General features: G+C 72.4%; 24 protein-coding genes. 13 read left to right on the top strand and 11 right to left on the bottom strand.

Going from position 1 to position 24,667, the window contains the following annotated elements:
* Window positions 1–59: 59 nt before the first annotated feature.
* The gene (locus ACZ4S3_RS29180; RefSeq protein WP_467939321.1) at window positions 60–1,361 is read left to right on the top strand and encodes a phosphoribosyltransferase family protein; all 1,302 of its coding nucleotides are present in this window, start codon (window positions 60–62) and stop codon (window positions 1,359–1,361) included.
* A gap of 131 nt (window positions 1,362–1,492) precedes the next feature.
* Here ACZ4S3_RS29180 and ACZ4S3_RS29185 read toward each other — a convergent pair whose 3' ends face one another.
* Together ACZ4S3_RS29185 and ACZ4S3_RS29190 are read right to left on the bottom strand one after the other, a co-directional pair.
* On the bottom strand, window positions 1,493–1,792 hold the full coding sequence (locus tag ACZ4S3_RS29185; protein ID WP_467939323.1) for a hypothetical protein: 300 nt from the start codon (window positions 1,790–1,792) through the stop codon (window positions 1,493–1,495).
* A gap of 153 nt (window positions 1,793–1,945) precedes the next feature.
* Window positions 1,946–3,175 (bottom strand): cytochrome P450, encoded by a 1,230-nt coding sequence (locus tag ACZ4S3_RS29190; protein ID WP_467939325.1) that lies wholly within the window; start codon window positions 3,173–3,175, stop codon window positions 1,946–1,948.
* Window positions 3,176–3,634: 459 nt separating this feature from the next.
* On the opposite strand from ACZ4S3_RS29190, the gene ACZ4S3_RS29195 reads away from it, so the two are divergent.
* The 4 genes from ACZ4S3_RS29195 (at window position 3,635) to ACZ4S3_RS29210 (ending at window position 8,051) form a co-directional block, all read left to right on the top strand.
* The gene (locus ACZ4S3_RS29195) at window positions 3,635–4,357 is read left to right on the top strand and encodes a TetR/AcrR family transcriptional regulator (protein WP_467939327.1); all 723 of its coding nucleotides are present in this window, start codon (window positions 3,635–3,637) and stop codon (window positions 4,355–4,357) included.
* Window positions 4,358–4,388: 31 nt separating this feature from the next.
* Window positions 4,389–5,684 carry a cytochrome P450 family protein gene (locus ACZ4S3_RS29200; RefSeq protein WP_467939329.1) on the top strand — a complete coding sequence of 432 codons (1,296 nt, stop codon included), beginning with the start codon at window positions 4,389–4,391 and terminating at the stop codon, window positions 5,682–5,684.
* A 357-nt stretch (window positions 5,685–6,041) separates the two neighbouring features.
* A complete protein-coding gene (locus ACZ4S3_RS29205; protein ID WP_467939331.1) occupies window positions 6,042–6,788 on the top strand; it encodes a GntR family transcriptional regulator in 747 nt (248 codons plus the stop codon).
* An 84-nt stretch (window positions 6,789–6,872) separates the two neighbouring features.
* A complete protein-coding gene (locus ACZ4S3_RS29210; protein WP_467939333.1) occupies window positions 6,873–8,051 on the top strand; it encodes an adenosine deaminase in 1,179 nt (392 codons plus the stop codon).
* 81 nt (window positions 8,052–8,132) lie between these two features.
* On the opposite strand, the gene ACZ4S3_RS29215 is transcribed toward ACZ4S3_RS29210, so the two are convergent.
* Window positions 8,133–8,966, bottom strand: coding sequence for an undecaprenyl-diphosphate phosphatase (locus ACZ4S3_RS29215; RefSeq protein WP_467939335.1), 834 nt, complete (start codon window positions 8,964–8,966; stop codon window positions 8,133–8,135).
* Window positions 8,967–9,231: 265 nt separating this feature from the next.
* Between ACZ4S3_RS29215 and ACZ4S3_RS29220 the strand changes: the two genes are divergently transcribed.
* Window positions 9,232–9,903 carry a response regulator transcription factor gene (locus ACZ4S3_RS29220; protein ID WP_467939337.1) on the top strand — a complete coding sequence of 224 codons (672 nt, stop codon included), beginning with the start codon at window positions 9,232–9,234 and terminating at the stop codon, window positions 9,901–9,903.
* Between the two features lie 20 nt (window positions 9,904–9,923).
* Window positions 9,924–11,312, top strand: a complete 1,389-nt coding sequence (locus ACZ4S3_RS29225; RefSeq protein ID WP_467939339.1) for a sensor histidine kinase — start codon at window positions 9,924–9,926, stop codon at window positions 11,310–11,312.
* Here ACZ4S3_RS29225 and ACZ4S3_RS29230 read toward each other — a convergent pair.
* From ACZ4S3_RS29230 to ACZ4S3_RS29245, 4 genes are all read right to left on the bottom strand, one after another.
* Window positions 11,293–12,135, bottom strand: a complete 843-nt coding sequence (locus tag ACZ4S3_RS29230; RefSeq protein WP_467939341.1) for a COG4705 family protein — start codon at window positions 12,133–12,135, stop codon at window positions 11,293–11,295. The genes ACZ4S3_RS29225 and ACZ4S3_RS29230 overlap by 20 nt on opposite strands.
* 21 nt (window positions 12,136–12,156) lie before the next feature.
* Window positions 12,157–13,251, bottom strand: a complete 1,095-nt coding sequence (locus ACZ4S3_RS29235) for a bile acid:sodium symporter (protein ID WP_467939343.1) — start codon at window positions 13,249–13,251, stop codon at window positions 12,157–12,159.
* Window positions 13,252–13,408: 157 nt separating this feature from the next.
* Window positions 13,409–14,797, bottom strand: coding sequence for an aldehyde dehydrogenase family protein (locus tag ACZ4S3_RS29240; protein WP_467939345.1), 1,389 nt, complete (start codon window positions 14,795–14,797; stop codon window positions 13,409–13,411).
* 463 nt (window positions 14,798–15,260) lie between these two features.
* The gene (locus ACZ4S3_RS29245; protein ID WP_467939347.1) at window positions 15,261–16,058 is read right to left on the bottom strand and encodes a 3-hydroxybutyrate dehydrogenase; all 798 of its coding nucleotides are present in this window, start codon (window positions 16,056–16,058) and stop codon (window positions 15,261–15,263) included.
* Between the two features lie 168 nt (window positions 16,059–16,226).
* Between ACZ4S3_RS29245 and ACZ4S3_RS29250 the strand changes: the two genes are divergently transcribed.
* Entirely contained in the window at window positions 16,227–16,817 is a 591-nt protein-coding gene (locus ACZ4S3_RS29250; protein WP_467939349.1) for a hypothetical protein, read from the top strand.
* Here ACZ4S3_RS29250 and ACZ4S3_RS29255 read toward each other — a convergent pair.
* The 3 genes from ACZ4S3_RS29255 to ACZ4S3_RS29265 form a co-directional block, all read right to left on the bottom strand.
* A complete protein-coding gene (locus ACZ4S3_RS29255; RefSeq protein ID WP_467939351.1) occupies window positions 16,814–17,296 on the bottom strand; it encodes an NUDIX hydrolase in 483 nt (160 codons plus the stop codon). The genes ACZ4S3_RS29250 and ACZ4S3_RS29255 overlap by 4 nt on opposite strands.
* 56 nt (window positions 17,297–17,352) lie before the next feature.
* The gene (locus ACZ4S3_RS29260) at window positions 17,353–17,970 is read right to left on the bottom strand and encodes a hypothetical protein (RefSeq protein ID WP_467939353.1); all 618 of its coding nucleotides are present in this window, start codon (window positions 17,968–17,970) and stop codon (window positions 17,353–17,355) included.
* 93 nt (window positions 17,971–18,063) lie between these two features.
* On the bottom strand, window positions 18,064–18,891 hold the full coding sequence (locus tag ACZ4S3_RS29265; protein ID WP_467939355.1) for a glutamate racemase: 828 nt from the start codon (window positions 18,889–18,891) through the stop codon (window positions 18,064–18,066).
* Window positions 18,892–18,987: 96 nt separating this feature from the next.
* Here ACZ4S3_RS29265 and ACZ4S3_RS29270 point away from each other — a divergent pair, with 96 nt between their 5' ends.
* A complete protein-coding gene (locus tag ACZ4S3_RS29270) occupies window positions 18,988–20,136 on the top strand; it encodes a glycosyltransferase (RefSeq protein WP_467939466.1) in 1,149 nt (382 codons plus the stop codon).
* Between the two features lie 63 nt (window positions 20,137–20,199).
* Here the strand turns inward: ACZ4S3_RS29270 and ACZ4S3_RS29275 are convergent, their stop codons facing one another.
* Entirely contained in the window at window positions 20,200–21,585 is a 1,386-nt protein-coding gene (locus ACZ4S3_RS29275; protein ID WP_467939357.1) for a TerD family protein, read from the bottom strand.
* 247 nt (window positions 21,586–21,832) lie between these two features.
* On the opposite strand from ACZ4S3_RS29275, the gene ACZ4S3_RS29280 reads away from it, so the two are divergent.
* The 4 genes from ACZ4S3_RS29280 to ACZ4S3_RS29295 all read left to right on the top strand — a co-directional run bounded on the left by ACZ4S3_RS29280 (window position 21,833) and on the right by ACZ4S3_RS29295 (window position 24,623).
* Entirely contained in the window at window positions 21,833–22,309 is a 477-nt protein-coding gene (locus tag ACZ4S3_RS29280; RefSeq protein WP_467939359.1) for a DUF6643 family protein, read from the top strand.
* 91 nt (window positions 22,310–22,400) lie between these two features.
* Window positions 22,401–23,225, top strand: coding sequence for an MOSC domain-containing protein (locus tag ACZ4S3_RS29285; protein ID WP_467939361.1), 825 nt, complete (start codon window positions 22,401–22,403; stop codon window positions 23,223–23,225).
* 225 nt (window positions 23,226–23,450) lie between these two features.
* Entirely contained in the window at window positions 23,451–23,909 is a 459-nt protein-coding gene (locus ACZ4S3_RS29290) for an ATP-binding protein (protein ID WP_467939363.1), read from the top strand.
* A 111-nt stretch (window positions 23,910–24,020) separates the two neighbouring features.
* Complete coding sequence (locus ACZ4S3_RS29295; protein WP_467939365.1) at window positions 24,021–24,623, top strand: Rv1733c family protein; 603 nt, start codon at window positions 24,021–24,023, stop codon at window positions 24,621–24,623.
* Window positions 24,624–24,667: the final 44 nt, after the last annotated feature.

Genomic DNA, 24,667 nt, shown 5'->3' on the forward strand with positions numbered 1-24,667 from the left:
TTGTTTCGAATTAGGTGTGGACGTGGCTTCTGTCTCCCCTGGGTAGGGGGTGCACAACTGTGCTGTTCACCGATCGCACGGATGCCGGGCACCGTCTTGCGGAGGCGCTGGGCCGGTTTGCCGGGGAGGATCCCATCGTCCTGGGGCTGCCCCGCGGCGGAGTCCCGGTGGGCTTCCAGGTGGCACAGGCCCTCGGCGCCCCCCTCGATGTGATCGTCGTCCGCAAGCTGGGCGTCCCGTACCACCGTGAGCTGGGCTTCGGCGCGATCGGCGAGGGCGGGGTACGGGTGATCAGCGAGGACATCGTCCGCCGCGGCCGGATCCGGCAGGCGGACCTGCAGGCCGTCGAGCGCACCGAAGAGGCGGAGCTCCTGCGGCAGGCGCGCCGCTTCCGCGCCGACCGGCCACGGCTGTCCCTCGAGGGCCGGACGGCGATCCTGGTGGACGACGGGATCGCGACCGGGGCCACGGCCGCGGCCGCCTGCGAAGTCGTACGGGCGCAGGGCGCGGCCCGGGTGGTGCTGGCCGTCCCGGTGGCGCCGCCGGATGCGGCCGCCTGGCTGCGTACCAAGGCGGACGACGTGGTGTGTCTGTCCACGCCGGCGTCGTTCTCCGCCGTCGGCGAGTGGTACGAGGACTTCTCCCAGACCCCCGATGAGGAGGTCATCGCCCTGCTGGCCGAGGCGGCGGCCCGCCCGGCGGCCGGCCGGCCCACCCCGGGGGCGAGGGTCGAGGAGCCGGTGGAGGTGGACGCGGGCGGGGTACGGCTGGCCGGGGACCTCACCCTCCCGGAGGGCGCCGAAGCGGTGGTGATGTTCGCCCACGGCTCGGGGAGCAGCCGCCACAGTCCCCGTAACCGGAAAGTGGCCGCGGAGCTGAACCGGGCCGGCCTGGGCACCCTCCTCTTCGACCTGCTCACACCCGCCGAGGAGGCCGACCGGGCGAATGTCTTCGACATCGAGACCCTGGCCGGAAGACTGGCCGACGCCACCCGGTGGCTGCACGGCCGGGCCCCGTTCCCGATCGGCTATTTCGGTGCGAGCACCGGAGCCGCGGCCGCGCTACGAGCCGCCGCGGCCTCCGAAATCGACATCGGGGCCGTCGTCTCCCGCGGCGGCCGCCCCGACCTCGCCGGGCCGCATCTCGCCGACGTACGGGCGCCCACGCTGCTGATCGTGGGCGGCAGCGACACCCTCGTCCTCGATCTCAACCGGCAGGCCCTGGAGGAGCTGCGCTGCGAGAACCAGCTCGAAGTCGTCCCGAACGCGACCCATCTCTTCGAGGAACCGGGGGCGCTGGACACGGTCGCCGATCTGGCCCGGGACTGGTTCGCCAGACACCTGATTCCGCAGGCGGAGTAGCGGAGCGACCGACCCCGGTGTACCGACCCCGGGTGTACGGACCCCGGTGTCAGGGCGAAGGCGGGGTGAAGCAGCCGAGGTGAAGTAGGGGCGATGTCACGGCCGTTGCCCTGCAGGCCACGGCTGCAGCGCTAACGCTCCTGCTGCTGGAAGAGCTCCTTCAGCGAGGGCTGGGCCTCCTCGCCGTCGCGCATCGCTTCGACCACGGCCTGATGGAAGCTGCGGCTCTCCTCTTCCGAGCCACAGGGGACGGGACTGCCGGCCATGGTGAACCAATCCGTGGCGCCGGTGTATTGCACCGCCACATGAGCCTCCCCCTCCGACCACGTCGTATGGACGCTCAGGTCGCCGTCGATCACTCCGGCCTCCACGGTGCGCACCGCACCGGGCCGCGCGTAGATCCCGATCGTGGTCCAAGATGCCCAGGTCATGACTCTCCCCCTTGGTGGCAGGGGGCACCGGCCGCCGGCAGCCGGTGCGATCCTTCAAGTCTGACATCGGACGGGCATCGGCGCAGCGCATCGGCCGGGTGGCCCGGAACGGAGCGGTCCGCTGCGGCGCGCCGCACTCACGGCTACGCACCGTTATCCGCGGCCGTCACCGGGCGTCAGCCGTACGGCCAGTTCCCTCGGCCCGCGGGTGAACACCCCCGCCTCGGCGGGCGCGGCGCCGCCCGCGAAGGCCATGGCGGGGAAGGCGTCCAGCAGCTGGTTCACGCCGACCTCCAGCTCGGCCCTGGCCAGCAGTGCGCCGACACAGAAGTGCCGCCCGAGCCCGAAGGCCACATGGTCGGCGGCGGCGGTGAAGGCGCCGGCCGCCGCGATCTCCGTACGGAAGAGGTCGAACGTCTCGGGGTGGGCGTAGCGCCGGTCGTCGCGGTTGGCGGCGCCGATCAGACAGGTGACGGTGGAGCCCGCTGGCACGGTGCCGCCGCTGAGGGTGACGTCCGCGGCGGGCTGCCGCATGATCATCTGGACCGGTGGGCTGTAGCGCAGGGTCTCGGCGAAGGCCATCGGGACGAGGCTGCGGTCGGCCCGTACGGCGGCGAGCTGGTCGGGGTGCGCCAACAGGTTGCGGAACACGCCCGCGATGGCCTTGTCGGTGGTCTCGCCGCCTGCCGCGAGCAGCAGGCTGACGAACGCGGTGATGTCCTGGTCGGTCATCCGCGTGCCGTCGATCTCGGCGGTGCACAGGCCGGAGAGCAGGTCGTCACCGGGGGCGGCGCGCCGTTCCCGAATGATGGGGCGCAGGTACGCGGCCAGCTCCTCGCTGGTCCGCAGGCCGGTGGCCGTGACGTCCGGGTCCTGGGCGAGGTTGGCCAGGAACGCGACGACCGCCCCGTACCAGGCGTGGAAGCGGTCGTGGTCGGCCCGGTCCAGACCGAGCATGTCGACGATGACATTGATCGGGAAGCGGGTGGCGAACTGCGACACGAGATCGGCTGTGTCGGCCGCACGGAATGCGTCGATCAGCTCCCGGGCGTTGCGTTCGATCACCGGCAGGAACCTCTCGCGCAGCTCGCGGCCCCGGAAGGCGGGCGCCACCAGGGCACGGCGCACGGCGTGTTCACGGCCGCTCATCTGGGGCAGGGTCCGGCCGCCGTGCACCGGTTCCAGCTGCCAGTCGTAGTTGTCGCTGGTGAACACCGGTTCACGGAAGGCCCGTTGGACGTCCTCGTACCGCGAGATCAGATAACTGCCGGTGCCTGGGTCGTGAAACAGCGGGTAGTGCTCCCGCAGGACGCGGTATGCGGCGTAGGGGTCCGCTTCGAATTCCGGGGAGAGGATGTCGGGCGGCTGCGGGATGGTGGTCACGGCGCGTCCTCGGCTTCACTGGCGAGATCGGACTCGGGCGACGGTGCCTTGCGGCGCCTTGGCCTTGCCTACCTTTCGGTGCCTTACGTGCGTTGCGGTGCCATACCTGCCTTGCGGTGCCATACCTGCCTTGCGGCACCTTACGTGCGTTGCGGTGCCGTTCGACGCTAGGGCAGCCCGCCGCGGCGGTCCAGAGGGCCCTGGCGCCTGAACTCACCCGAATTCCCTTGCTACAGGCACCAGTTGACGCCCTCTGCGACACATCGGCCCACCGGACCACCGGCTGGGCCGGGTAGCGCCCGAAGCGGCTGCCGGGCGCAGGGAGCTCCCGCCTCCCCCGCGCCCGTACCTGGCCGGAATCCGCCTTACCGGCCGGGCCGGAGCTGCCTAGCTTTGACTCCGTGACCAGATATGAAATCTGGTCACGAAATCGAGGCCGATACCAGAAAGACGCAGGTCGTGGAACAGACACAGCGCGGTGAACGCATCCTCGAAGTGGCCGGTGAGCTGCTGCTCGCCTGGGGCTACCGGCGCGTGACGATCGACGAGATCGCCCGCCGGGCCAAGGTCGGCAAGGGCACGGTCTACCTCCACTGGAAGACCAAGGACGCGCTCTTCCTGGCCGTCGTGCTGCACGCCAAGTCGCAGAGCCTGCGCCGCCAGTTGGCACGCATGCGTGCCGATCCGCTGGAGGTCCTGCCGAGCCGGATGATGTGCGGGCTCTACCAGGACTACCTGAGCGACCCGGTACTGCGCGCCGTCCAGACCGACGACTCCGATGTCCTCGGCCGCCTCAATGACACCGCCAAGCAGGAGCTCGCCGACCTGATGGCACACAGCAACCGCGCCCTGTGCCGCCATCTCGAAGTGCTGCGTGAGCACGGCCTGGTAAGAGACGACGCCGAGGTCGCCCACCAGCACTACGCCGTGCTGGCGGTGACCGCCGGCTTCTTCATGACCGAAGCACTCGGCGCCGGCGCCCCCGTCGCCCCGGAGGTACGCCTTGGCATCCTGGCCCACACGCTCCGCGGCGCACTGGAGACCCCGGCCGCCCCGGAGCCCGGCCCCGCCGCCCGCCACACGCTCACGGCGGCAACCGCAGCCGCCCCCGAGGTCATCGCCCTCTACGAGCATGTCGAAGAGCTCAGCGCACAGGAGATGCGTCGGCAGCTGCGTGACTGAGACCGACCCCCAACCCGGAGGAGAACACCCGATGTCCGCATCACCCTCACCCACCGCCCCACTCGCCTTCACCGAACACGTCGGCAAGCACCCGGGCGAGCCCAATGTGATGGACCCGGCCCTGCTCACCGACCCGGTCAAGGGCTACGGCGCCCTCCGCGAGCAGGGCCGAGTGGTCCGCGGCCGCTTTCTGGACGACTCACCGGTGTGGTTCATCACCCGCTTCGACGACGTCCGCGAGGTGTTACGCGATCAGCGCTTCGTGAACAACCTGTCCGCCTCCGCCGGCGATACGGACGACAACCCGCTGTCCCGCCTGATGGACACCATGGGGCTCCCCGAGGAATTCCGTCCCTACCTGCTCGGATCGATCCTCAACCACGACGCCCCCGACCACACCCGCCTCCGCCGCCTGGTGTCGCGCGCCTTCACCGCACGCAAGATCACCGATCTGCGCCCGCGCGTGGAACAGATAGCCGACGATTTGCTGGCCCGGCTCCCCGAGCACGCCGAGGACGGCGTCGTCGACCTCATCAAGCACTTCGCCTATCCCCTCCCGATCACCGTCATCTGCGAACTGGTCGGCATCCCGGAGGAGGACCGCCCGCAGTGGCGGGCGTGGGGCGCCGACCTCGTCTCGTTCGATCCGGAGCGCCTGAGCAGGGCACTCCCGGCACTGATCGCCCACATCCATGAGCTGATCCGGATACGCCGCGGCGCGCTGACCGACGACCTGCTCAGCGAGCTGATCCGTACGCACGATGACGACGGCAGCCGGCTCAGCGACGTCGAGATGGTCACCATGGTCCTCACCCTGGTCGTCGCCGGGCACGAAACCACCGCCCACCTCATCGGCAACGGCACGGCCGCCCTGCTCACCCACCCCGACCAACGGCAGCTGCTGCAATCGGACCCGGCCCTGCTCCCGCGCGCCGTCCACGAGCTGATGCGCTGGTGCGGCCCGGTCCAGATGACCCAGCTGCGCTTCGCCTCCGAGGACATCGACTTCGCCGGCACCACCATCGGCAAGGGCGACGCCGTCCAGCTCATCCTGGTGTCGGCCAACTACGACCCTCGCCACTACGACGACCCCGACCGCCTGGACCTGACCCGCCGGCCGGCCGGGCGTGCCGAGAACCACGTCGGGTTCGGCCATGGCATGCACTACTGCCTCGGTGCCGGCCTGGCCCGCCAGGAGGGCGAGGTCGCCTTCGGCAAGCTGCTCGCGCACTATCCGCACGTATCGCTGGCCGTCCAGCCCGACCGCCTCGAGCGCGCGGCCCTGCCGGGCAGCTGGCGGCTGAACTCCCTTCCGCTGCGGCTGTAATGCCCGAGGAGCGGTGCGGACGGCTGCGCGCTCGGCAGCCGTCCGCACCGGCTCCTGGCCGGCCGTCGCGTTCCCCGCGGCCGTCGTGTCCCCACCGACCGTCCCGCCGCCCATGGGCGGCGGGACAGCCCCGAGACGACTACTTGTCTGACAAGGCTTGAGAGGGAACTGGTCCACCCCTGAGTCGAAAGGGCCGCCAAGAGGTCCCGTACCCCACCCGGCGTACCCCACCCGGCGTGCCGCACCGGCTCCCTCATACCGGCGGCGATGCCCCGGCCCGGACCCCGCACGCGACCCCGAATGCGTAGGCTGGGCGGCCGGTCGGAGGCGGTCCGACGGGACTCGCAGGAGATGGCAATGGCTGACAGACAGCAGCAGCGGCGCCCGGTCGTCGTGCTGTACGAGCGGATCGCGGAAGCGATCCATCAAGGCGTCTACCCGCCCGGGTCTCAGCTTCCGACCGAACCCCGCCTCGCCGCCGACCTGGGCGTCAGCCGGCCCGCGCTGCGCGAGGCGCTGATCCTGCTCCAGGAGGACGGGGTCATCACGGTACGGCGCGGGGTGGGCCGCACCGTGAACCACCACCCGCCGCAGCGCGGCTTCGAGACCCTGAAGCCGATGGAGGAACTGCTCGGCGCGGGACAGGCGGTCCGTACGGTCCGGCTGGCGCGGACCACGGAGGAGCCGACCGACTTCTCCGCGCAGCACCTGCTGCTTCCCGCCCACGGCGAGGTCCGGTTCTGGGAGAGCATGATCGAGGTCAACGCCCTGCCGTCCTGTCTGGCGCACGAGTGGTCGGCCACCGACGAGACGCTCGCCGGGCTCGGTCTCGCGCCCGCGCAGGCGCTCGACGCCCCGCGGGGCGCGCCCTCGACCATGCTCGGGCTGCTGCTGGAAGCGGGCCGCGGGATGCCGCTGAAGGGGTCTTCCACCATGGTCGCCACCATGCTCGGCCGCCGCCGCGGCGCACAGTTCGACCGGCCCGCGGACACCCCGGCCGTCCTGGTGACCCAGGTCGTCCACGCCGGGCGGACCCCCGTACTGGCGGCCAAGTACATGCTGCCCACCGGGGCGCCGGCCCTCCCGGTCTGGCAGTCACGCTGACCGCGCCGGGCGGGAAACGGGGCGGCGCGGGGGCCAGGAGGGCCCCGTTCCCGTTTCGGAAACCCGCCGCTACACTCCCACCCCATGCACTTGTCAGACAAGGTCTCCCCCAGCACCGTCAGCGCCGGCACCCTCGACCAGGAGCAGATCCGGCGGGCGCCGAAGGTCCTGCTGCACGACCATCTCGACGGCGGCCTGCGCCCCGCCACCATCGTCGAACTCGCCCACGACGCGGGATACGACGGCCTGCCCACCACCGACCCCGCACAGCTCGGCGGCTGGTTCCGCGATGCCGCGGACTCCGGGTCCCTGGAGCGCTACCTGGAGACCTTCGCGCACACCTGCGCCGTGATGCAGACCCGTGAGGCACTGCACCGGGTCGCCGCCGAGGCCACCGAGGACCTGGCCGCGGACGGGGTCGTCTATGCCGAGATCCGCTACGCCCCCGAGCAGCACCTGGAGCGTGGCCTCGGCCTGGAAGCGGTCATCGAGGCAGTCAACGACGGCTTCCGCGACGGCGAGCGGCGGGCGGCGGCCGACGGGCGGACGATCCGCGTCGGCACCCTGCTGACCGCCATGCGGCACGCCGGCCGGTCCCGCGAGATCGCCGAACTGGCCCTCGCCTACCGCGACCGCGGTGTCGTCGGCTTCGACATCGCCGGAGCCGAGGCGGGCAACCCGCCCGAGCGCCACGTCGACGCCTTCGACCACCTCCGGGACGCCGGCGGCCACGTCACCATCCACGCCGGCGAGGTCGTCGGCCTGCCCTCCATCCAGGAGGCGGTGCACCGCTGCGGGGCCCACCGGCTGGGCCATGGCGTCCGGATCACCGATGACATCACCGTCGCCGCCGACGGCTCGGTCACGCTCGGCCGGCTCGCCTCCTACGTACGCGACAACCGCATCGCGCTGGAGGTATGTCCGACGTCCAACCTCCAGACCGGCGCGGCCGCTTCGTATGCCGAGCACCCCGTCGACCTGCTGCGCCGGCTGAAGTTCCGCGTCTGCGTCAACACCGACAACCGCCTGGTCAGCGGCACCACGATGACGCAGGAGTTCCAGCACCTCGCCGACACCTTCGGTTACGGCCTGGACGAGATGGAGTGGTTCACCGTGAACGCGATGAAGTCCGCCTTCATCCCCTTCGACGAACGCCTCGCCCTGATCCACCAGAGCATCCGCCCCGGCTACGCCCGGCTGCGCACCCAGAGCCTCAGCGGGCTGCCGGCCGCGTGGGCGGCGACGGCGGCGGTTCCTGCGTAACGCACGGGAACGACGGTGCTGCCACCCGTGCCCGTCCGGCCCGGAGGGCAGCACCCGCCGCCGCGAGGAGCGGGGGCGGCGTCAGCCCACGATCCCCATGCTCAGCAGCCCGAACAGGAACACGCCGATGACGATCCGGTAGATGACGAACGAGTTGAAGGAGTGCTTGGCCACGAACTTCAGCAGCCAGGAGATCGAGGCATAGGCGACGCCGAAGGAGACGACGGTGCCGATGGCCAGCGGTGCGATGGCGGCGCCGGACCCGACGGCATCCTTCAGCTCGTAGATGCCCGCCCCGGTGAGGGCGGGGATGCCGAGGAAGAAGGACAGGCGGGTGGCCGCGACGCGTTCCAGGTCGAGGATGAGGGCGGTGGACATGGTCGCGCCGGAGCGGGAGAAGCCGGGGAAGAGGAGGGCGAGGATCTGTGAACAGCCCACCCACATGGCGTCCTTGAGGGAGGTGTCGTCCTCACCGCGCTTGTGACGGCCCATCTGGTCCGCCGCCCACATCACGCCGCTGCCGACGATCAGTGAGCCGGCCACCACCCACAGGGAGGCGAGCGGCCCTTCGATCAGGGGCTTGGCGGCCAGGCCGACGACGACGATCGGGATGGTGGCATAGATGACCCACCAGGCGAACTTGTAGTCGTGGTGGTAGCGCTCCTCGCGATTGCGCAGGCCGCGGAACCACGCGCCCACGATGCGCACGATGTCCTTGAAGAAGTAGACGAGCGCCGCGGCGATCGCGCCGACCTGGATGACGGCGGAGAAACCCACGACGGTCTTGTCATCGACGGGGATACCCATCAGGCCCTCGGCGATCTTGAGATGCCCGGTGGAGGACACGGGCAGGAATTCCGTCACCCCCTCGACGGCTCCGAGAACGAGGGCTTGGCCGATGGTGATCGCGCTCATGGGGTCCACTTCTGGGGAGGGTGTGGGCGGTGGCCGTGGGTGCGGCGATGGCCGCAGGATCGTATCGCTGTGAAGTGACGGCGGCCCCCAGCACGTCCAGCGCCTCGACGGTCTACATCACTGTAGACGACAGTGCCGCGGGACCGGGTACCGAGTGCCCATCCTGGCCCGCCCGGCGGGCGCAGCCTGAACGGAACCTGAACACCGGCCTTCCCCCTCATCACATTCCCGAAGAGATCACCGCAGGCCAGGTAATACTGGCGAGGTGAGTACCGCCCGGATTCTTGTTGTCGAGGACGACCACGGCCTGCGCGACGTTCTCGCACGGGGGCTGCGCGAGGAGGAATTCGACGTCGTCACGGCCGCCGACGGGGCCGCGGCGCTGCGGACCGTCGACAAGGCCGTGGACGCGGTGGTGCTCGATGTCGGGCTGCCGGATTCCGACGGGCGGGATGTGTGCCAGGCGATGCGCGGTGCGGGGATCGATGTCCCGGTGATCTTTCTGACCGCCCGCGGCAATCTCACCGACCGGCTCGCAGGTTTCGCTTCCGGAGGTGATGACTACCTGGCCAAGCCCTTCCATCTGAGCGAGCTGGCGGCGCGTATCCGGGCCGTACTGCGGCGCGGGGGCAATGACGGCGCGATCGTCGACAGCGCGGGTGCGTTGCGGCTGGATCCGGTGCGCCATGAGCTGACCGTGCGCGATCAGGCGGTTCCGCTGACGCCCACCGAGTTCCGGCTCCTGGCGTGCCTGATGGCGGAGCCGGGGGCGGTGATCCGCCGCCGGGCCTTGCTGCGGGCCGGCTGGCCGGAGGGTGCGCAGGTCAGTGACAACACCCTGGACCAGTACCTGGCGCGCCTGCGCCGCAAGCTGCGGGAGGCGGACAGCCCGCACGTCATCGGTACGGTCCGCGGGATCGGCTACCGCTTCGCATGACACGGCACCTGGCACGGGACATGGCACGGCGCACGGGACGGCGCACGGGGCTTCGTGGGAAACGCTTCCTCGTCCCGCGCACGCTGCGCGGCCGGCTCGCCCTGTTGGCGCTCGCCACCGGTGCACTGTGGGTCGCCGTCCTCACCACGGGCTTCAATCTGGCGCTGGACAAGCGGCTCCATGAGGAGGCGAACGATGTGCTGCGGACCCGGGCGGAGGCCGTGGCGGCCACCGTGGAGGCCCGGCCGGACGGGCGGCTGACCGTCCACGAACCCCCGGAGGACCAGGCTCTGGACACCGGCGTATGGATCTTCCAGGGCCGTCATGTGGTCGACAAGCCGCCCAGCGCGCCGCCGGCCCTGCAGCGGCAGGCCCAGCAGCTCGCCGGGCACCGCCACGAGTTCGCCGATGTCGCGGGGCCCGGCGCGACCCGGCTCTACGCCTCGCCCGTCGCCGCCGCCTCCGGGCACGGTCAGGCGGGCACCGTGGTCACGTCCGTAAGCCTCGATCCCTACCGCAGCACGGCCGACATCGCGCTGGCCGGCTCCCTCACGCTGGCCGTGCTCCTGCTGGGCACCGTCTACCTCCTGACCCGCCTGGTGGTACGCCGGGCCCTGCGGCCGGTCGCGGCAATGAGCGAGCAGGCCGCCCGGTGGAGCGCGGCCGGCGCCCCGGAGCGGTTCGGCGCGGCCGGCCGGCCCGCCGAGCTCGCCACGTTCGCCGCCAGTCTCGATGCGCTGCTGGACCGGCTGGCCGCGGTGCTGCGCCACGAACAGCAGCAGGCCGCGGAACTGTCCCATGAACTGCGCACCCCGCTGGCCCGGATCACCGCGGAGACGGACTGGCTGACGCGCCGCCCGCGTGCCGCGGCGGAGCAGGCCGCCTCCCACGAGGCCATCGCCGGCGCCGCCGCGACGATGCAGCAGATCTGTGACTCGCTGCTCTCCGAGGCTCGTACCCGCAGCTCACAGGCCCCTGGGAGCTGCCGGCTGCCCGACCTCGCGGACATCCTGGCGCGGCGCAGCGCGGCCGAGCACCCCGGCGTCCCCGCGGTGACGGTCGAGGGCGGGGAGGTGAGTGTGGGTGTCGCACCGGCGGTCGCGGAGCGGATCTTGATGCCGCTGCTGGACAACGCCCGCCGGTATGCCGTGCACACGATCGGCCTCGCCTGGACGGCGGAGGCCGGGGCGGTCACGGTGTACGTCAGCGACGACGGGCCCGGGGTGCCCGAGGAGTTCGTCGCCTCGCTCTTCGAGCCCGGCCGTCGTGCCCGTCCCGAGGACGGGCACGACGGTGCGGGCCTGGGTCTGGCGCTGGCCCGGCGGCTGGCCCGCGCGGCCGGCGGCGACATCACACTGGCCGGCGCCGGCCCCGGGGCACGCTTCGCCGTCACGCTTCCCGCGGGCTGACCTCGGCTTCCTGCGGTCCCGCCGCCCCGGCCTGCGCCACGTCCCGCTTGGTACGGGTGAGGTAAACGACCAGCGCGAGGATGACCGTCAGGAACAGGACACTGGTGCCGACGGTGCCCAGCCCCAGCCCGCCGTCCGGAACCGGCTGGGAGAGGTAGTCGCCCATCGAGGCGCCGAGCGGCCGGGTCAGGACGTAGGCGATCCAGAACGACCAGATGGCGTTGAAGTCCAGGGTGAAGCGCGCGAGGGCCACGGCGCCGATGAGTACGGCGAAGGCGACGGCGGAGAACCAGTACCCCAGGTCGAGGCGTTCGGCGGTCAGATCGCCCGCCGAGGTGCCCAGGGCGAAGGTGAACAGGATCGCGAGCCAGTAGAAGGCTTCCCTGCGCGGGGTGCGGATGGTGTGGATCGACAGGGTCCGCTCGCTCGCGTACCAGGTGCCGAAGGTCAGGGCGAGGAGCACGGCGAAGACCGCCGTCGTCGTCTCCAGCGGAACGCCGAGGTTGTCGGTGAGGTTGTCGCTGACCAGCGTGCCGACCACGCTGATCAGGACCACGGACAGCCAGTACAGCCCCGGCACATAGCGCCGGGCCCGGAACTGGAAGACCAGCGTGACGGCCAGCAGGCCGCTCATCAGGTACGAGACGTTGGTCAGACCCATGCCGAGGTTGTCGTTGAGCAGATCGGCTGCGGTCTCCCCCACGGTGGTGCACAAGACCTTGATCACCCAGAAGAAGACGGTGACCTCGGGGACCTTGTTCAGCATCTGCTGCCGGTGCCGGGTGGACGCCCCGGGGACGTGGGATTCGGTTTCGGTGGTCATGGCGCAGGACGTTGTCAGGGACTACCTGAACGCATCCTGACCAGGTTCCGAGGGGGTGCGGCGGCGCGCGGCCAGGGTGCTGTCGGCCAGCCCGGCGAGCAGTTTCTGCAGCACGCTGTAGGCGAGGATCGGCAGCAGGACATGGGGGTGGCCGGGGAATCCGGTGGTGGCCAGGACCGCGCCGGCGCTGCTGTTGTTCATGCCCGAGGTGAAGGTGAGGGCGACGGTGTCCGCGGGGGCGGCCTTGAGCGCACGGGCCAGGCACCAGCCGAGCACGAAGGATGCCGCGCACATCGCGGCCGCTGCCAGGGTGGCCAGGGCGAGCAGCGCCGGGCGGGGGCGGGCGATGAGGTCGGTGAAGGCGCCGGAGGCGTTGAGGTAGGTGAGGGTGAGGGCGGCCGCGAGGGCGAGCAGCTTGAGCCAGGGCAGGGCGGGCGCGATGAGGCGTTCGGGGAGGACGCCGCGTACGGCCAGTCCCGCCACGCACGGCGCCACCACACCGGCCGCCGCGCACGCCCCGCCGGCTGGATGCGCCATGCGGGCGAGGGACAGCGAGTAGTCGCCGCTGGTCACGACGGAGGCGCCGGCCAGGGTGAGCGGGATGGTGAGCGGGCTGAGCAGGGTGGAGGACATCACCAGTCCCACGACCAGCGTCTGATTGCCGCCGGCCCGGCTCCCCCAGACGGTGGCGCCGCCGGCGACCGGCATGGCCGCGATCAGCGCGAGCCCGGTGAGCAGCCCGCTCCCGCCGTCGGCGTCCGGCAGGAGCAGGAAGGTCCCGGCGAGAAGCAGCAGGATCAGCAGGGGAAGGGCGGTGTTGGCCGCGGTTCCGGCCGCCAATAACGCCGGCCGGCGCAGCAGCACCGCCAGTTCCCGGACGCGTACCTGGACCGCCGCGGTGAACAGCACATAGGCCAGCAGCAGCATCTGCGCCGTCACCACCGCCCGGCCGCCCGGCAGCCACACCACCGCGCACGGCATCTGACGCGCCCACAGCCCGGCTTGCGGCAGGAACGCCGCGGCGCCGTAGGCGGCGGGCATGGCCCAGGTGAGATGCCGCTGGGCCCGGGCAAGGAGGCGCGGTCCCCCGCGGGCGGGTGATGCTGCGGTCGTCACTGGTGTGTCGTCCTCCGCTCACAACCGGACCGTCTACAGCAATGTAGACCGTCTACGGAACTGTAGACGATGACGCCCGGTACCCGCTGCCGACGTTGCGCCGACCGGACGCGGAAGAGGGAGGCGCGGTCGCGGGTACGCCCGAGGCGCTGGGGCCTCAGTCGTCCATACCGGGCGGCCGGTGCAGGGCGTGCAGCGCACGCCGGGGTGGCAGTCCCGCGCGGGGGGCGGCATTGAGGGCGATGTGCTCGGCGGGGAGCCCACCGAACTGCGGCGGGAGAGGGGAGAACCGGGTACGGGTGAAGATCCCCAGGTGATGGCTGGTGTGGCGGGTCAGGTCCAGAACCTCGGACCAGTCCGAGTAGCGCACCAGCAGCGCGAGCGGGGCACGCGGTACGGCGGGGATCGGGGCGCCGTCCCACGAGGAGGCGGCCAGGACCACGGGGTGCCAGAGCGCGTCCGGGCGCGGCGCGAACCGCTGGGGCGTGCCGAGCACCGGGCGCGCCCCGCAGGCGTGAGCGGCCCGCGCCCATGCGGCGCCGCGTTCGGCGTTGACGGCGGGGAGGGCGGTGCGGCTGGCGGGGTGGGCCGCGTAGTGGAGTGCGGCCCGGGTGAAGGTGCTCTCGAAGTGCGCCCAGATGCTCTGGTGTACGGCGATGAGCGAGGTGGACGCGCACGGCCGGCCGGCACGCCCGAAGCAGGACGGTACGGCCGCCCGGACGGCCGCGGGGACGGAGGCGTCATGCCGTACCACCAACAGACCCGGAGGGGCGAGGACTTCGTCCTGTGGGCGGGGCGGCGCCGGGCAGCACTGCGGGGCGCGGGCATCGGTGTGCTCGGCGAGAACGGCGTGCAGGGCCCAGGTGGCGGCCGGACTCCGCGGCAGGGCGAATTGCCAGAGCCCGTCCGGGAGACCGGCGGCGCGGGCGTGCTGTGCCAGCCGTAGCGCGGCGACGGCGGTGCGGGCGCTCAGCCGGGTGATGACGGCGCTCTTGCACAGCAGGGCGGGCAGGGCCCCCTCCAGCAGGGACGTCAGGGGGCGGGCGTCATCGGTGCAGGACATCACCACCGGGTGTCCCGTCGCCGCCCGCGGTGCGGTGTCGCGGCCGCTCGGCTGCGGCCGGGGCAAGCGGTAGCGGCGCACATGCGCGCGGGCGGCCGCCTCGCAGGCCGGGAAGTAGCGGTCGGCCGCGTGCAGTTCGGCCACCGTGTCCACGACGCCGAGTCCGCAACCGTGCACCAGAGCGGGGAACAGGAGGGCCCGCTCCGCCCGGAACCGGGAACGCAGCTCCCGCAGAACGCCGATCCTCCTCGACAACGGGACGGTGTCCCACTGCTGTTGGGCGGCTCGGGCCCGTGCTGCGGCACGGTGTACGTCGGCGGGGACGGACGCCGGGATGGTGGCGAGATACCGCCCGGTGAAGGCGCCGGCCACTTGGACGCAGGCATCGTCTCCCGACGTGATCAGGCCGAGCGCCGTGGGGTCGGGGAGGTCCGCGCAGAGCTGCGCGGGGGTAGGGGCCGAGGGGGTGGAGGAGGAGGTCATACTGCTCTGTTCTGGAGGGGAGGGCGCGGTGCGGGTCTGGGGGGAAGCGGGGCTGCGGCCCGGCCGGTCAGCTCACCGCGCCGCGGCCGCCGGCCGGGGTGCGGCCGCGGCGCCGGCGGCCCGGCGCCGGAGCGTCCTGCGCGGGCGCGGGCGCCGAAGGGTGCGGGGAACGCCGTGCGGGGCGTGGGGCATACGGGAGACTCCTGTTGAAGTGCGGCGCATGAGCGGACATCGGCTGCCCCGCCCCTGCCGCTCTGACGGCGAGGCGGGTCGCAGATGCCGTCGGTGTGTTAAAGGCGCCCGGCCCCCGCGGATCACAGCCTGAGGCTCGTTTTCACCCGCCCGGCCGCCGACCGGACAGGTGAGCCCCGGTCATCCCTGGCCCTCGGCCCGCGGACCGATACCCGGCACGCATTCCCTGACGGCCCATCACTTCGGCCGGACCGTAAGCCCCGCGGCCCCCTCAGTGCGCCGTCCACCCCCCATCGAGCACCAACGACGCCCCCGTGACGAACGACGCCTGCGGCGTGCACAGGTACGCGACGGCCTCCGCCACCTCCTCCGGTTCCAGGAGGCGCTTGACGGCGGAGTCGGCCAGGAGGATGTCGCTCAGGACGCGTTCCTCGGGGATGTGGTGTGCGGCGGCCTGGTCGGCCAGCTGGCGTTCGACCAGGGGCGTGCGGACGTAGCCGGGGTTGATGCAGTTGGAGGTCACGCCGTGGGGTGCGCCCTCCAGGGCGGCGGTCTTCGACAGACCCTCCAGACCGTGCTTGGCGGCGACATACGCGGACTTGAAGGGCGATGCGCGCAGGCCGTGCACGGAGGAGATGTTGACGATCCGGCCCCAGCCGCTTTCGTACATATGCGGCAGCGCGCCGCGCAGCAGCCGGAAGGGTGCCTCCAGCATGACGGTCAGCACCCGGTGGAACACCTCGGGCGGAAACTCCTCGATGGGGCGGACGAGTTGGATACCGGCGTTGTTGACCAGTACGTCGGTGCCCGCCGCGGCGCGCTCCGCGGCGGGCAGGTCGGTGAGGTCCAGGAGGCGGGGCTCGAGGGTGCCGGGGCTGTCGTCGGGGAGGGCGGCGGTCAGGGCCGCCAGGCCGGGCTCGTCCCGGTCGACGGCTCGTACGGTGGCGCCCGCCGCCGCCAGGCGCAGGGCGCAGGCACGGCCGATGCCTCCGGCGGCGCCGGTGACGAGGGCGGTGCGGCCGGCGAGGTCAAGGGACACCGGGTCTGAGGGGGTGCCGGGCATGGTCATGGCCGCACCCTAGGCGGGGCCGTACCCCGCAGGAACCCGTCACCCGAACAGTCGCCCCGGATCGCCGCTCCCCCCTCGGGCTCCTAGCGTCAAACGACGCAGCGCATCGCCTGCGGCCGCCGCCACCAAGGGAGTCCGGCCAGGGAGTCCGATCAAGGGAGGCCGATCATGCGCAGGCTCATCGCCGTGCCGACCGTGCTGCTCGCTCTCGCCGCCGCGGGATGTGGAAGCGGTGACGAAGGCCGGGAGAGGCCGGCCGGCGAGGCCGGGCCCACCGGCAGCCACGGTGACGGCAGCAGCCCCCAGGCCAGTCCTCCTTCGTCCGGACCGTCCGCCGGTGTCCCGGGCCAGCCGGTGAGCTGCGGTGAGATTCCCGATGCGCTGGGCAAGGCCAGGAGCGTCGCGCTGTTCGCGGACCCGGGCGCCGACGGCACGGTCGGCTGCGAGGAGGCCCACGACGTGATGGCTGAGTTCTTCCTGCAGGCGCCGCAGCAGGACGGCCGGACACCGGGGTCTGTGGCCGTGCGCGGCTGGTTGTGCCAGTACGAGAGCGGACCGACCGGGACCTGGATCAGCACCTGCGGCAAGGAGCAGCTGGAGATGCACACGGAGGAGCCGTCCGGTGCGGACACCGGGCCCGGTTCGTCCGCCGGGTCCGACGGTACGGATGAGCCGGGTGCGCCGGACGAGTCCCAGCTCCCGAGCCCTCCCGACGAGCCGGGCGACCCGATGGGCGAGCCGTCGAACGAGGAGCTCTAGAGCTCCTCCCCCATCCCCTGGAACCACGTCGGCCCGGACTCCACCGCACGCTTGATACGGGTCAGGGAGTAGTCGTCGATCGCCGGCAGGGCATCCAGGGCGAACCAGCCCACCTCCAGCGACTCCTCGTCATTGACCTTCGCCTCGCCGCCGACCGCGCGGCACCGCAGCGTGACGTCCATGAACTGGCATACATCGCCGTTGGGATACCGCGTCGGCGGCATGGTCTCCACCAGGACGACGCTCTCGGCCACCACCCGGACCGCCGTCTCCTCGTAGACCTCGCGGACCGCGGTCTCGGCCGGCTGCTCGCCGGGCTCGGGGATGCCGCCGATCACCGACCAGCCGCCGGTGTCCGCCCGCTTGCCCAGCAGGACGCGGCCCTCGTCGTCGAAGACCACCGCGCTCACGCCCGGCAGCCACAGGAGCTGCCGGCCGATGGCGGTGCGCAGGTCACGGATGAAGTCGGGGATTGGCATGCCTCGACCCTACGGGACGTGGGCGGTGCGCCGGCAGTACGCCCGCGTCCGGCGGCTCAGGCGCCGGCCGGGGTGCCCTTGCGCAGGCCCAGGCGGCCGCGGATACAGCGGACGGCGGCCTCGGCGTCGTCGACCGTGACGGTGAAGGTACGGCCGTCGCCGAGCCGGAGGACCAGCGCCTCACCGCGGCGTACGACGACGGCGGTGCCCTGTTCGGGGCGCCAGCGGTAGCCCCAGCCGCCCCAGTGGCGGGGCGTGACCCGCGGCGCGAAATCGGCGCCGACCACCAGGTCGAGGGGGATCCGGCGGCGCGGCACTCCTATATGGCCGCACCGGACCTCCAGGTAGTCCTTCTCGACGCGCACCGCGACATGGACGAAGGCGAGCGTGCCGAACAGCACCAGCAGGCCGGCCGCGACGCAGCCGACCACCGACATCACCAGGGGCGTGAGGCTCGAGGTCCAGGAGCTGTCGACGGCCAGCTCGATACCCAGTGCCAGACACCCGGCGCCGACGGCGGCCAGGAGCCACTGGATGCGGTTGGTGGCGCTGCCGTGCCAGACCTCGGGAATGTCCGCATGGGCACCGCCTGTGGGGCGCGCGCCGCTGCCGGAGCCGTCGGTACGGGCGTGGTCCTCGGGGGCTGCTGCCCCCTCGTGGGGGTGGTCCCTCATGGGACGCAGCGTACGCGCCTTCGCACGCTACGGCAGTGCGTCGGGCGCGTCTTTCCCGGCCGGGGTTGCGGCCCGGCCGGCGCCAGGCCCACGTCAGCGGCGCAGGGCCCCGTCGCCCACCAGAGAGGCGTCCGCAGCCGTGGCCGTACCGCTCTCCGCGAGCAGCCGGCCCTCCGCGTACGCCAGTGCCGCGGCCGGCAGGCCCGCCGGACGGCCGCTGAGGATCACCCGCAGGCTGCCGGTCGGGGCGGCCGCGGGTGCGGGCTCGGCGCCGATGCGGCGCAGCGCCTGGGCGGCGACGGCCTCGGCGGAGCCGTGCAGGGCGAGGGCGGGGGCGCCGGGCCGCTGCAGGGCGGCGCGGATGCGTTCGGCGACCAGCTCGTAGTGGGTGCAGCCCAGGACGACGGTACGGATGTCGCGGGGGGTCAGGCGGGCGGCGGTGGCGATGGCGGCGTCGATGGCGGCGTCGTCCGCCTCCTGGACCGCGTCGGCGAGGCCGGGACAGGGCACCCCGGTGACGTCCACGCCGCGGGCGAAGCGTTCGATCAGCTCGCGCTGGTAGGGGCTGCCGGTGGTGGCGGGCGTGGCCCAGATGGCGACCGGGCCGCCGCCGGCCGCGGCCGGCTTGATGGCGGGGACGGTGCCGATGACCGGGACGGCGGGTTCGAGCTCGGCTCGCAGGGCCGGCAGGGCGTGCACCGATGCCGTGTTGCAGGCGACGATCAGGGCCTCGGGGGCGTGCGCGGCGGCGGCGCGGGCGACCTCGAGCGCGTGCGCGGTGACGTCGTCGGGGGTGCGCGGGCCCCAGGGCATGCCGTCGGGGTCGGAGGAGAGGATGAGGTCGGCGTCCGGCCGCAGTCGACGCACGGCGGCGGCCGCGGGAAGCAGCCCGGTCCCGGAGTCCATGAGCGCGATCTTCACCCGGACACTTTATCGGTCCGCGCGCCCGACTTGTCATACCGGCCGGTGTGAGCGCTCACGGCACGGCCGGTGCGGCAGACTGCGGCCGTGGAAGCGATGGAGTGGATCGGCGCCGGGTCGCTGCTGGCCTGGGTGTGGCTGTTGCTGGGGCAGGGCTTCTTCTGGCGGACGGACGTACGGCTGCCGGCCCGCCGTGACCCGGAACGCTGGCCGTCGGTGGCGGTGGTGGTCCCGGCGCGGGACGAGGCCGGGGTGCTGCCCGACAGCCTGCCCTCGCTGCTCGCGCAGAAGTATCCGGGGCGCGCCGAGGTGTTTCTGGTCGACGACGGCAGTACGGACGGGACCGGCACGCTGGCCCGGCAGCTGGCGGCCGAACGGGGCGGGCTGCCGCTGACCGTGTCCTCGCCCGGTGAGCCCGACCCGGGGTGGACGGGCAAGCTGTGGGCCGTACGGCACGGGATCGCGCTGGCGCGGGAGCGGGTGGCGCCGGAGTATCTGCTGCTGACCGATGCCGATATCGCGCACGATGCGGACAGTCTGCGGGAGTTGGTGGCGGCGGCCCGGTCGGCGGGGCTGGATCTGGTGTCGCAGATGGCGCGGCTGCGGGTGGTGACGTTCTGGGAGCGGCTGATCGTGCCGGCGTTCGTGTACTTCTTCGGGCAGCTGTATCCGTTCCGCCGGATCAACCGGCCCGGGGCGCGGACCGCGGCGGCGGCCGGCGGCTGTGTGCTGCTGCGGGCCGAGGCGGCGGAGCGGGCGGGCGTCCCGGAGGCGATCCGGCATGCGGTGATCGACGACGTGGCGCTGGCGCGGGCGGTGCAGCGGTCCGGGGGCACGATCTGGCTGGGGCTGGCGGACCGGGTGGACAGCGTGCGGCCGTATCCGCGGCTGGCGGAGCTGTGGCGGATGGTCTCGCGCAGCGCCTACGCCCAGCTGCGGCACCAGCCGCTGCTGGTACTGGGCACGGTGGCCGGTCTCGCCCTGGTCTATCTCGCGCCGCCCGTCGCGCTGGCCGCGGGGCTGGCCGGCGGCGGCGCGGCGGTGGCGGCGCTGGGCGGCGCGGCCTGGGCGGTGATGTGCGGGACGTATCTGCCGATGCTGCGCTACTACCGGCAGCCGCTGTGGACCGCGCCGCTGCTGCCGTTCACCGCGCTGCTGTATCTGCTGATGACCGTCGACTCGGCGGTGCAGCACCACCGGGGGCGGGGGGCGGCGTGGAAGGGCCGGACGTACGGGGCGCCGTGAGCCACCCGCCCCGTACGCCTGTGTCCCTTACGGCTACGCCCCGTACGGCTGTGCCCCAGCCGGCTATTTCCTGGCCGGGGACCAGTCCAGGCCCCACCCGTAGGCGTAGTCGATGGTGCGCTGGGGGCTGACGCCGGGCTCGGGGACGAGGTAGCGGGACTCGCGCTGGACGACGAGTTCGCTGCCGGTGTTGGTGATCAGGGCCAGCGCGCAGACGTTGGAGGGCACCCGGCACTCGTCGAGCGAGAAGTCGACGGGGGCGCCGTGCTGCGGCTGGAGGGTGACCGTGGCGTTCAGTCCCTCGAAGCTGCGGGCGCCGGCGTAGACGGTGACGAAGATCAGGATGCGCCTGATGCGGGCCTGATGGTCGAGGTTGATGGTCATGTTCTCGCCGGCCGCGACGGCGCCGGTGCGGTCGTCACCGTCGAGCTGGATGTACGGCGGGGCGTGCAGGGCACCGAAATTGCCGCCGAGGGGGTGCACCACGCCGGCCGCGCCGTCGGTGAGTTCGTACAGCGCGCACAGATCGAGGTCGAGCTCGCCGGACTGGGGCAGCAGCGCGCCGCGGGCGCCCATGGCCTCCATGGCTTTGCGGCCGAATTTCTTCGTCAGCCGCTTGCCGGCGCCGCCGCCGGTCCAGTTGAGGTTCACCCGCATCGCGCCCGAGGTACCTCCCTGTTTCGTCAAGGAGACGGCCGGCGTGTCCTTCGTGAGGGTGACTTTTGTCAGACGAACGGCAGTGGGTGCGGGGGGCGGTACGGGCTGACCCGGCGGCGGCGGGATTGACGCGTTGGGTTGACCGGTCGGCAACGGCGGCGCGGGGGGCACGGGGGCGGGCGGCGGGGCCATCGCCGGGGCGGGCGGGGCCGTGGGAGGCGCGGGCGGCGGAGCCTGGGGGGCCGGCGGGGCCGGTGCCGGCTGCGGCTCCTCGTCCACGCTGATGCCGAAGTCCGTGGCCAGACCCGCCAGCCCGGTGTCGTAACCCTGCCCCACCGCACGGAACTTCCACGCGCCCTGGCGGCGGTAGAGCTCGCCGAGCACGAAGGCGCTCTCGGTGGTGGCGTCCTGGCTGTCGAAGCGGGCCAGCTCGGCGCCGGTCGCCGCGTCCAGCACCCGGATGTGCAGGCCGGGGACGCTCCCGAAGGTCCCGCCGTCCGCGGAGGCGGCGAGCACCACCTTGTCGACGACGCCTTCGACGGCGGCGAGGTCGACACACAGGACGTCGGACATTCCACCGCCGGCCGGCCGTTTGCCCTCGTGGCGTACGGCGCCCGAGGCGTGCGCGGCCTGGTTGTAGAAGACGAAGTCCGCGTCGCTGCGGACCTTTCCGGACGCCAGCAACAGGGCGGAGGCATCCACGTCCGGAGTGCCCGGAGGGGCCTGCCAGCCCAGTTCCACCCGGACCGCCGGGGCCGGGACCGCAACATTGCTGCCCTTGAGCATCGGCATCGCCGCGCCTTCCTCTCGTCCTGCGCGCCCCATCAGTGGTGGCACGACCCAACCTACTTCGCCCGAGCCGTCCCGAACGCCCCTCGTTCACCTGCGAGAAGCGAGGTCTTTACACGATTCCTACGGTCGATCGCGACCGATTTCCGCAAGTTCGCTCGCATTGAGGATCGCGGACCTCTCACAACACGTAAAACAACCCTCTTTTCAGGCTCCCCAATCGGCACATCGTGGGCTTAACTTATGAGGCATGACCTCCCCCCGCTCTACCTACGGCGGCGGCTACTACGCTTCGCCTTCCTTTCCGGACACCCCGATCTACGACAGCCTCGTGGCCGAGCGCGGCACGCCGCAGATCGCCCCGATTCAGGTGAACCCCTCCCCTTACGACACGGGTTCGTCCTATTTGCCGGCGCTCTCCTCCCGGCTGCCGGCACTTCCGGCAGGACCCTCAGCCCCCTCACCGGGCTACGGATACCCCGGTCCCGCAGCGCAGCCGGTCGCCCCTCTCCAGCAGGCTCCGGCTCCGTACATCCCGCAGCAGGCGGGCGCCCGTGGCTATCCCTCCCAGCAGCCTCAGCAGCCCCAGCGCCCGGCCCAGGGCACCGGCACGGGGTACGAGGCGATGCGTCCGGCGGCCCCGGTCGCACCTCGCCCGGTGCCGCCGCGCCAGCCCTCGCCGTACGACGACCCGTACGGCGGCCGTCAGTACCCGCGGGGGTACTGACCGGGCTCCGAAGCGGCCGCCGAACGGCCGCTGAACGGGAGCTGACCTGGCCATTCGGCCCGCTGTCAGAGGCAGCTGGCAAGATGGATCCATGCCCAAGCCAGCACTCCAAGCGATTCATCTCTATCCGGTCAAGTCCATTGCGGGGTCCGGTCCCGGCGAGGCGGTTGTGGAGCCGTGGGGGCTCGCCGGGGACCGTCGCTGGATGCTGGTGGACGCCGGGCGCAAGCTGCTGACCCAACGGCCCCAGCCGAAGTTGGCGACGGCCCGTGCCGAGGAGCTCGCGGCGGGCGTCATCAGGCTGACCGCTCCCGGGATGCCGCCGCTGACGGTGGAGGTGCCCGAGCCCGGTGAGACGATTGCGGTCGAGCATTTCCAGGACAAGATCGAAGCGGTACCCGCGGGTCCCGCGGCGGCTGCCTGGTTCCGCGAATTTCTTGGCGTCGAGGCCGAATTGGTGCATCTCGACGCCCCGGAGATACGCCGGCCCATCGAGCCGGAGTACTCCGAGCCCGGTGACACGGTGACCTTCGCCGACGGCTACCCCCTGCTGCTGACGACCACCTCATCGCTGGATGCCCTCAACTCCCTCATCGCACAGGGCGACCACGCCGATGAGGGCCCGCTGCCCATGAACCGTTTCCGGCCCAATGTGGTCGTGGACGGCACCGCGCCCTGGGCGGAGGACGACTGGCGCACGGTGCGCATCGGCGAGGTGGTCTTCCAGGTGGCCAAACCCAGCGCACGCTGCGTGGTCACCACCACCGACCAGCACACCGCCGAGCGGGGAAAGGAGCCGCTGCGCACGTTCGCCCGGCATCGCCGCTTCGGTGACCGTCTGGTGTTCGGCCAGAATCTGATACCGCGCGGGGCCGGCACGATCCGGATAGGCGACCCGTTCGAGATACTCGACTGACGGGCGGACGCCGCCCCGCCCGGGGTGGCGCGAGGGGCGGCCGAGGCCATGGGGGGAGACCGAGAACTGCGTGTCCATGCCTGCGAGGGCGGCGCTCCGGCCGGACGCGGAGGGGCGGCGGGGCCGCTTGCGCGCGGTGCGCGGTGTCGACCCGGCCCGCCCGCACCACCGGCTCGGCGCCGACGAGATGCCGCAGCCGCCGGCGAGTGACGTGATACGGCCGTGGTGAGGCCAAAACCAGAGGTTCCGGCACCGGCGCCGGAGACCGGCCGCCGGCTGCTGCAGCGCCGCTTCACCGCCCGGCTGCTGCCCCAACTTCGGCTCCTGGTGGAGGAGTGCGCGGCCCGCGAGGGGCTGTGCGAGCCGCGACGCGGCGAGTTCGTGCTGGCCGTGGACGAAATAGCCGGAAACGCCGTGGAACATGCGGGCGGCGGCGGGCGGCTGGTGCTGCTGCGGGTCGGCGACGAGCTGGAGTGCCGGATCAGCGACGCCGGGCCCGGGTTCAGCGAGACGGTGATTCCCGAGCTGCTGCCGGGGCTCGACGGGGCCCCGAGAGGGCGCGGGCTGTGGCTGGCGCGGCTGGTGACGGACCGGTTCGCGGTCGCCTCCGGAACTGCCGTGGCCGGGGCGCCTGATGCGGACCGTGCGGGCGCCGTCGTGACAGTCGCCGTACGGCTTCGCTGACCCGTCGGGGCACCGCCCTCGCACCTGGCGTGATGTTGCTCTCTCTTCGCGGAACTCTGGCGTGAGCGGCGCCCTATGAGGTATTCACGGAGACGGAGAGGGGGAGCGACGATGCGGGCGATCAGAGGCGTATGGCGCTGGCGGCACAATCCGCTGCGGCGCCGGACCGACCGGCTCGAGGCCTGGGTGGCACTGACCGCCGCTCTCCTGATCGCCCTCGGCGCGACGACAGTGGGCTGGACCGCCGGTCAGGCCGCCGGCGGCGCGCTCCTGGGGACCGTACGAATACAGCACGAGCAGCGGCATCTGGTGTGGGCCACGGTCGACCGGCTGGTCTCCCGGGCCCCGCTCGACCCCGATCCGGAGACCTCCTCGCAGCGCGACGCCCACCGCCGGGTCATCGCCTGGTGGACGGCCTGGGACCGCAGCGAGCACCTCGGGCAGATCTCCACGCCGCGCCCCGTGGACCCCGGCGACCGCTTCCGGATCTGGACCGACGACCGCGGCCGGGTGGTACCGCGGCCGATGGACACGAGCACGGCACGTACACATGCGGTACTGGCCGGTCTGGGCACCGCGGCCGCCGTCGGCGGGCTGATCGAGGGCGGCCGCCGGCTGATCGTATGGCGGCTGATGGTCCATCGGTTCCGGCGCTGGGACCAGGCGTGGGAACGCGCGGGGCAGGACTGGGGACGGGCCGGCGCGGGCGGCTGACACCGGCCTCCGGTGAGGTGGCTGACCATGTCAACTGCCGCTCG

This window comes from Streptomyces sp. NPDC028368 (assembly GCF_055565615.1).

Bases quoted from the DNA above. Each gene is read 5' to 3' on its own strand.
- ACZ4S3_RS29250 (WP_467939349.1), top strand. From the start codon at position 16,227: ATGCGCAGGCTCATCGCCGTGCCGACCGTGCTGCTCGCTCTCGCCGCC.
- ACZ4S3_RS29255 (WP_467939351.1), bottom strand. From the start codon at position 17,296: ATGCCAATCCCCGACTTCATCCGTGACCTGCGCACCGCCATCGGCCGG.
- ACZ4S3_RS29280 (WP_467939359.1), top strand. From the start codon at position 21,833: ATGACCTCCCCCCGCTCTACCTACGGCGGCGGCTACTACGCTTCGCCT.
- ACZ4S3_RS29200 (WP_467939329.1), top strand. From the start codon at position 4,389: ATGTCCGCATCACCCTCACCCACCGCCCCACTCGCCTTCACCGAACAC.
- ACZ4S3_RS29225 (WP_467939339.1), top strand. From the start codon at position 9,924: ATGGCACGGCGCACGGGACGGCGCACGGGGCTTCGTGGGAAACGCTTC.
- ACZ4S3_RS29270 (WP_467939466.1), top strand. From the start codon at position 18,988: ATGGAGTGGATCGGCGCCGGGTCGCTGCTGGCCTGGGTGTGGCTGTTG.
- ACZ4S3_RS29205 (WP_467939331.1), top strand. From the start codon at position 6,042: ATGGCTGACAGACAGCAGCAGCGGCGCCCGGTCGTCGTGCTGTACGAG.
- ACZ4S3_RS29230 (WP_467939341.1), bottom strand. From the start codon at position 12,135: ATGACCACCGAAACCGAATCCCACGTCCCCGGGGCGTCCACCCGGCAC.
- ACZ4S3_RS29295 (WP_467939365.1), top strand. From the start codon at position 24,021: ATGCGGGCGATCAGAGGCGTATGGCGCTGGCGGCACAATCCGCTGCGG.
- ACZ4S3_RS29240 (WP_467939345.1), bottom strand. From the start codon at position 14,797: ATGACCTCCTCCTCCACCCCCTCGGCCCCTACCCCCGCGCAGCTCTGC.
- ACZ4S3_RS29275 (WP_467939357.1), bottom strand. From the start codon at position 21,585: ATGCCGATGCTCAAGGGCAGCAATGTTGCGGTCCCGGCCCCGGCGGTC.
- ACZ4S3_RS29185 (WP_467939323.1), bottom strand. From the start codon at position 1,792: ATGACCTGGGCATCTTGGACCACGATCGGGATCTACGCGCGGCCCGGT.
- ACZ4S3_RS29260 (WP_467939353.1), bottom strand. From the start codon at position 17,970: ATGAGGGACCACCCCCACGAGGGGGCAGCAGCCCCCGAGGACCACGCC.
- ACZ4S3_RS29245 (WP_467939347.1), bottom strand. From the start codon at position 16,058: ATGACCATGCCCGGCACCCCCTCAGACCCGGTGTCCCTTGACCTCGCC.
- ACZ4S3_RS29285 (WP_467939361.1), top strand. From the start codon at position 22,401: ATGCCCAAGCCAGCACTCCAAGCGATTCATCTCTATCCGGTCAAGTCC.
- ACZ4S3_RS29210 (WP_467939333.1), top strand. From the start codon at position 6,873: ATGCACTTGTCAGACAAGGTCTCCCCCAGCACCGTCAGCGCCGGCACC.
- ACZ4S3_RS29215 (WP_467939335.1), bottom strand. From the start codon at position 8,966: ATGAGCGCGATCACCATCGGCCAAGCCCTCGTTCTCGGAGCCGTCGAG.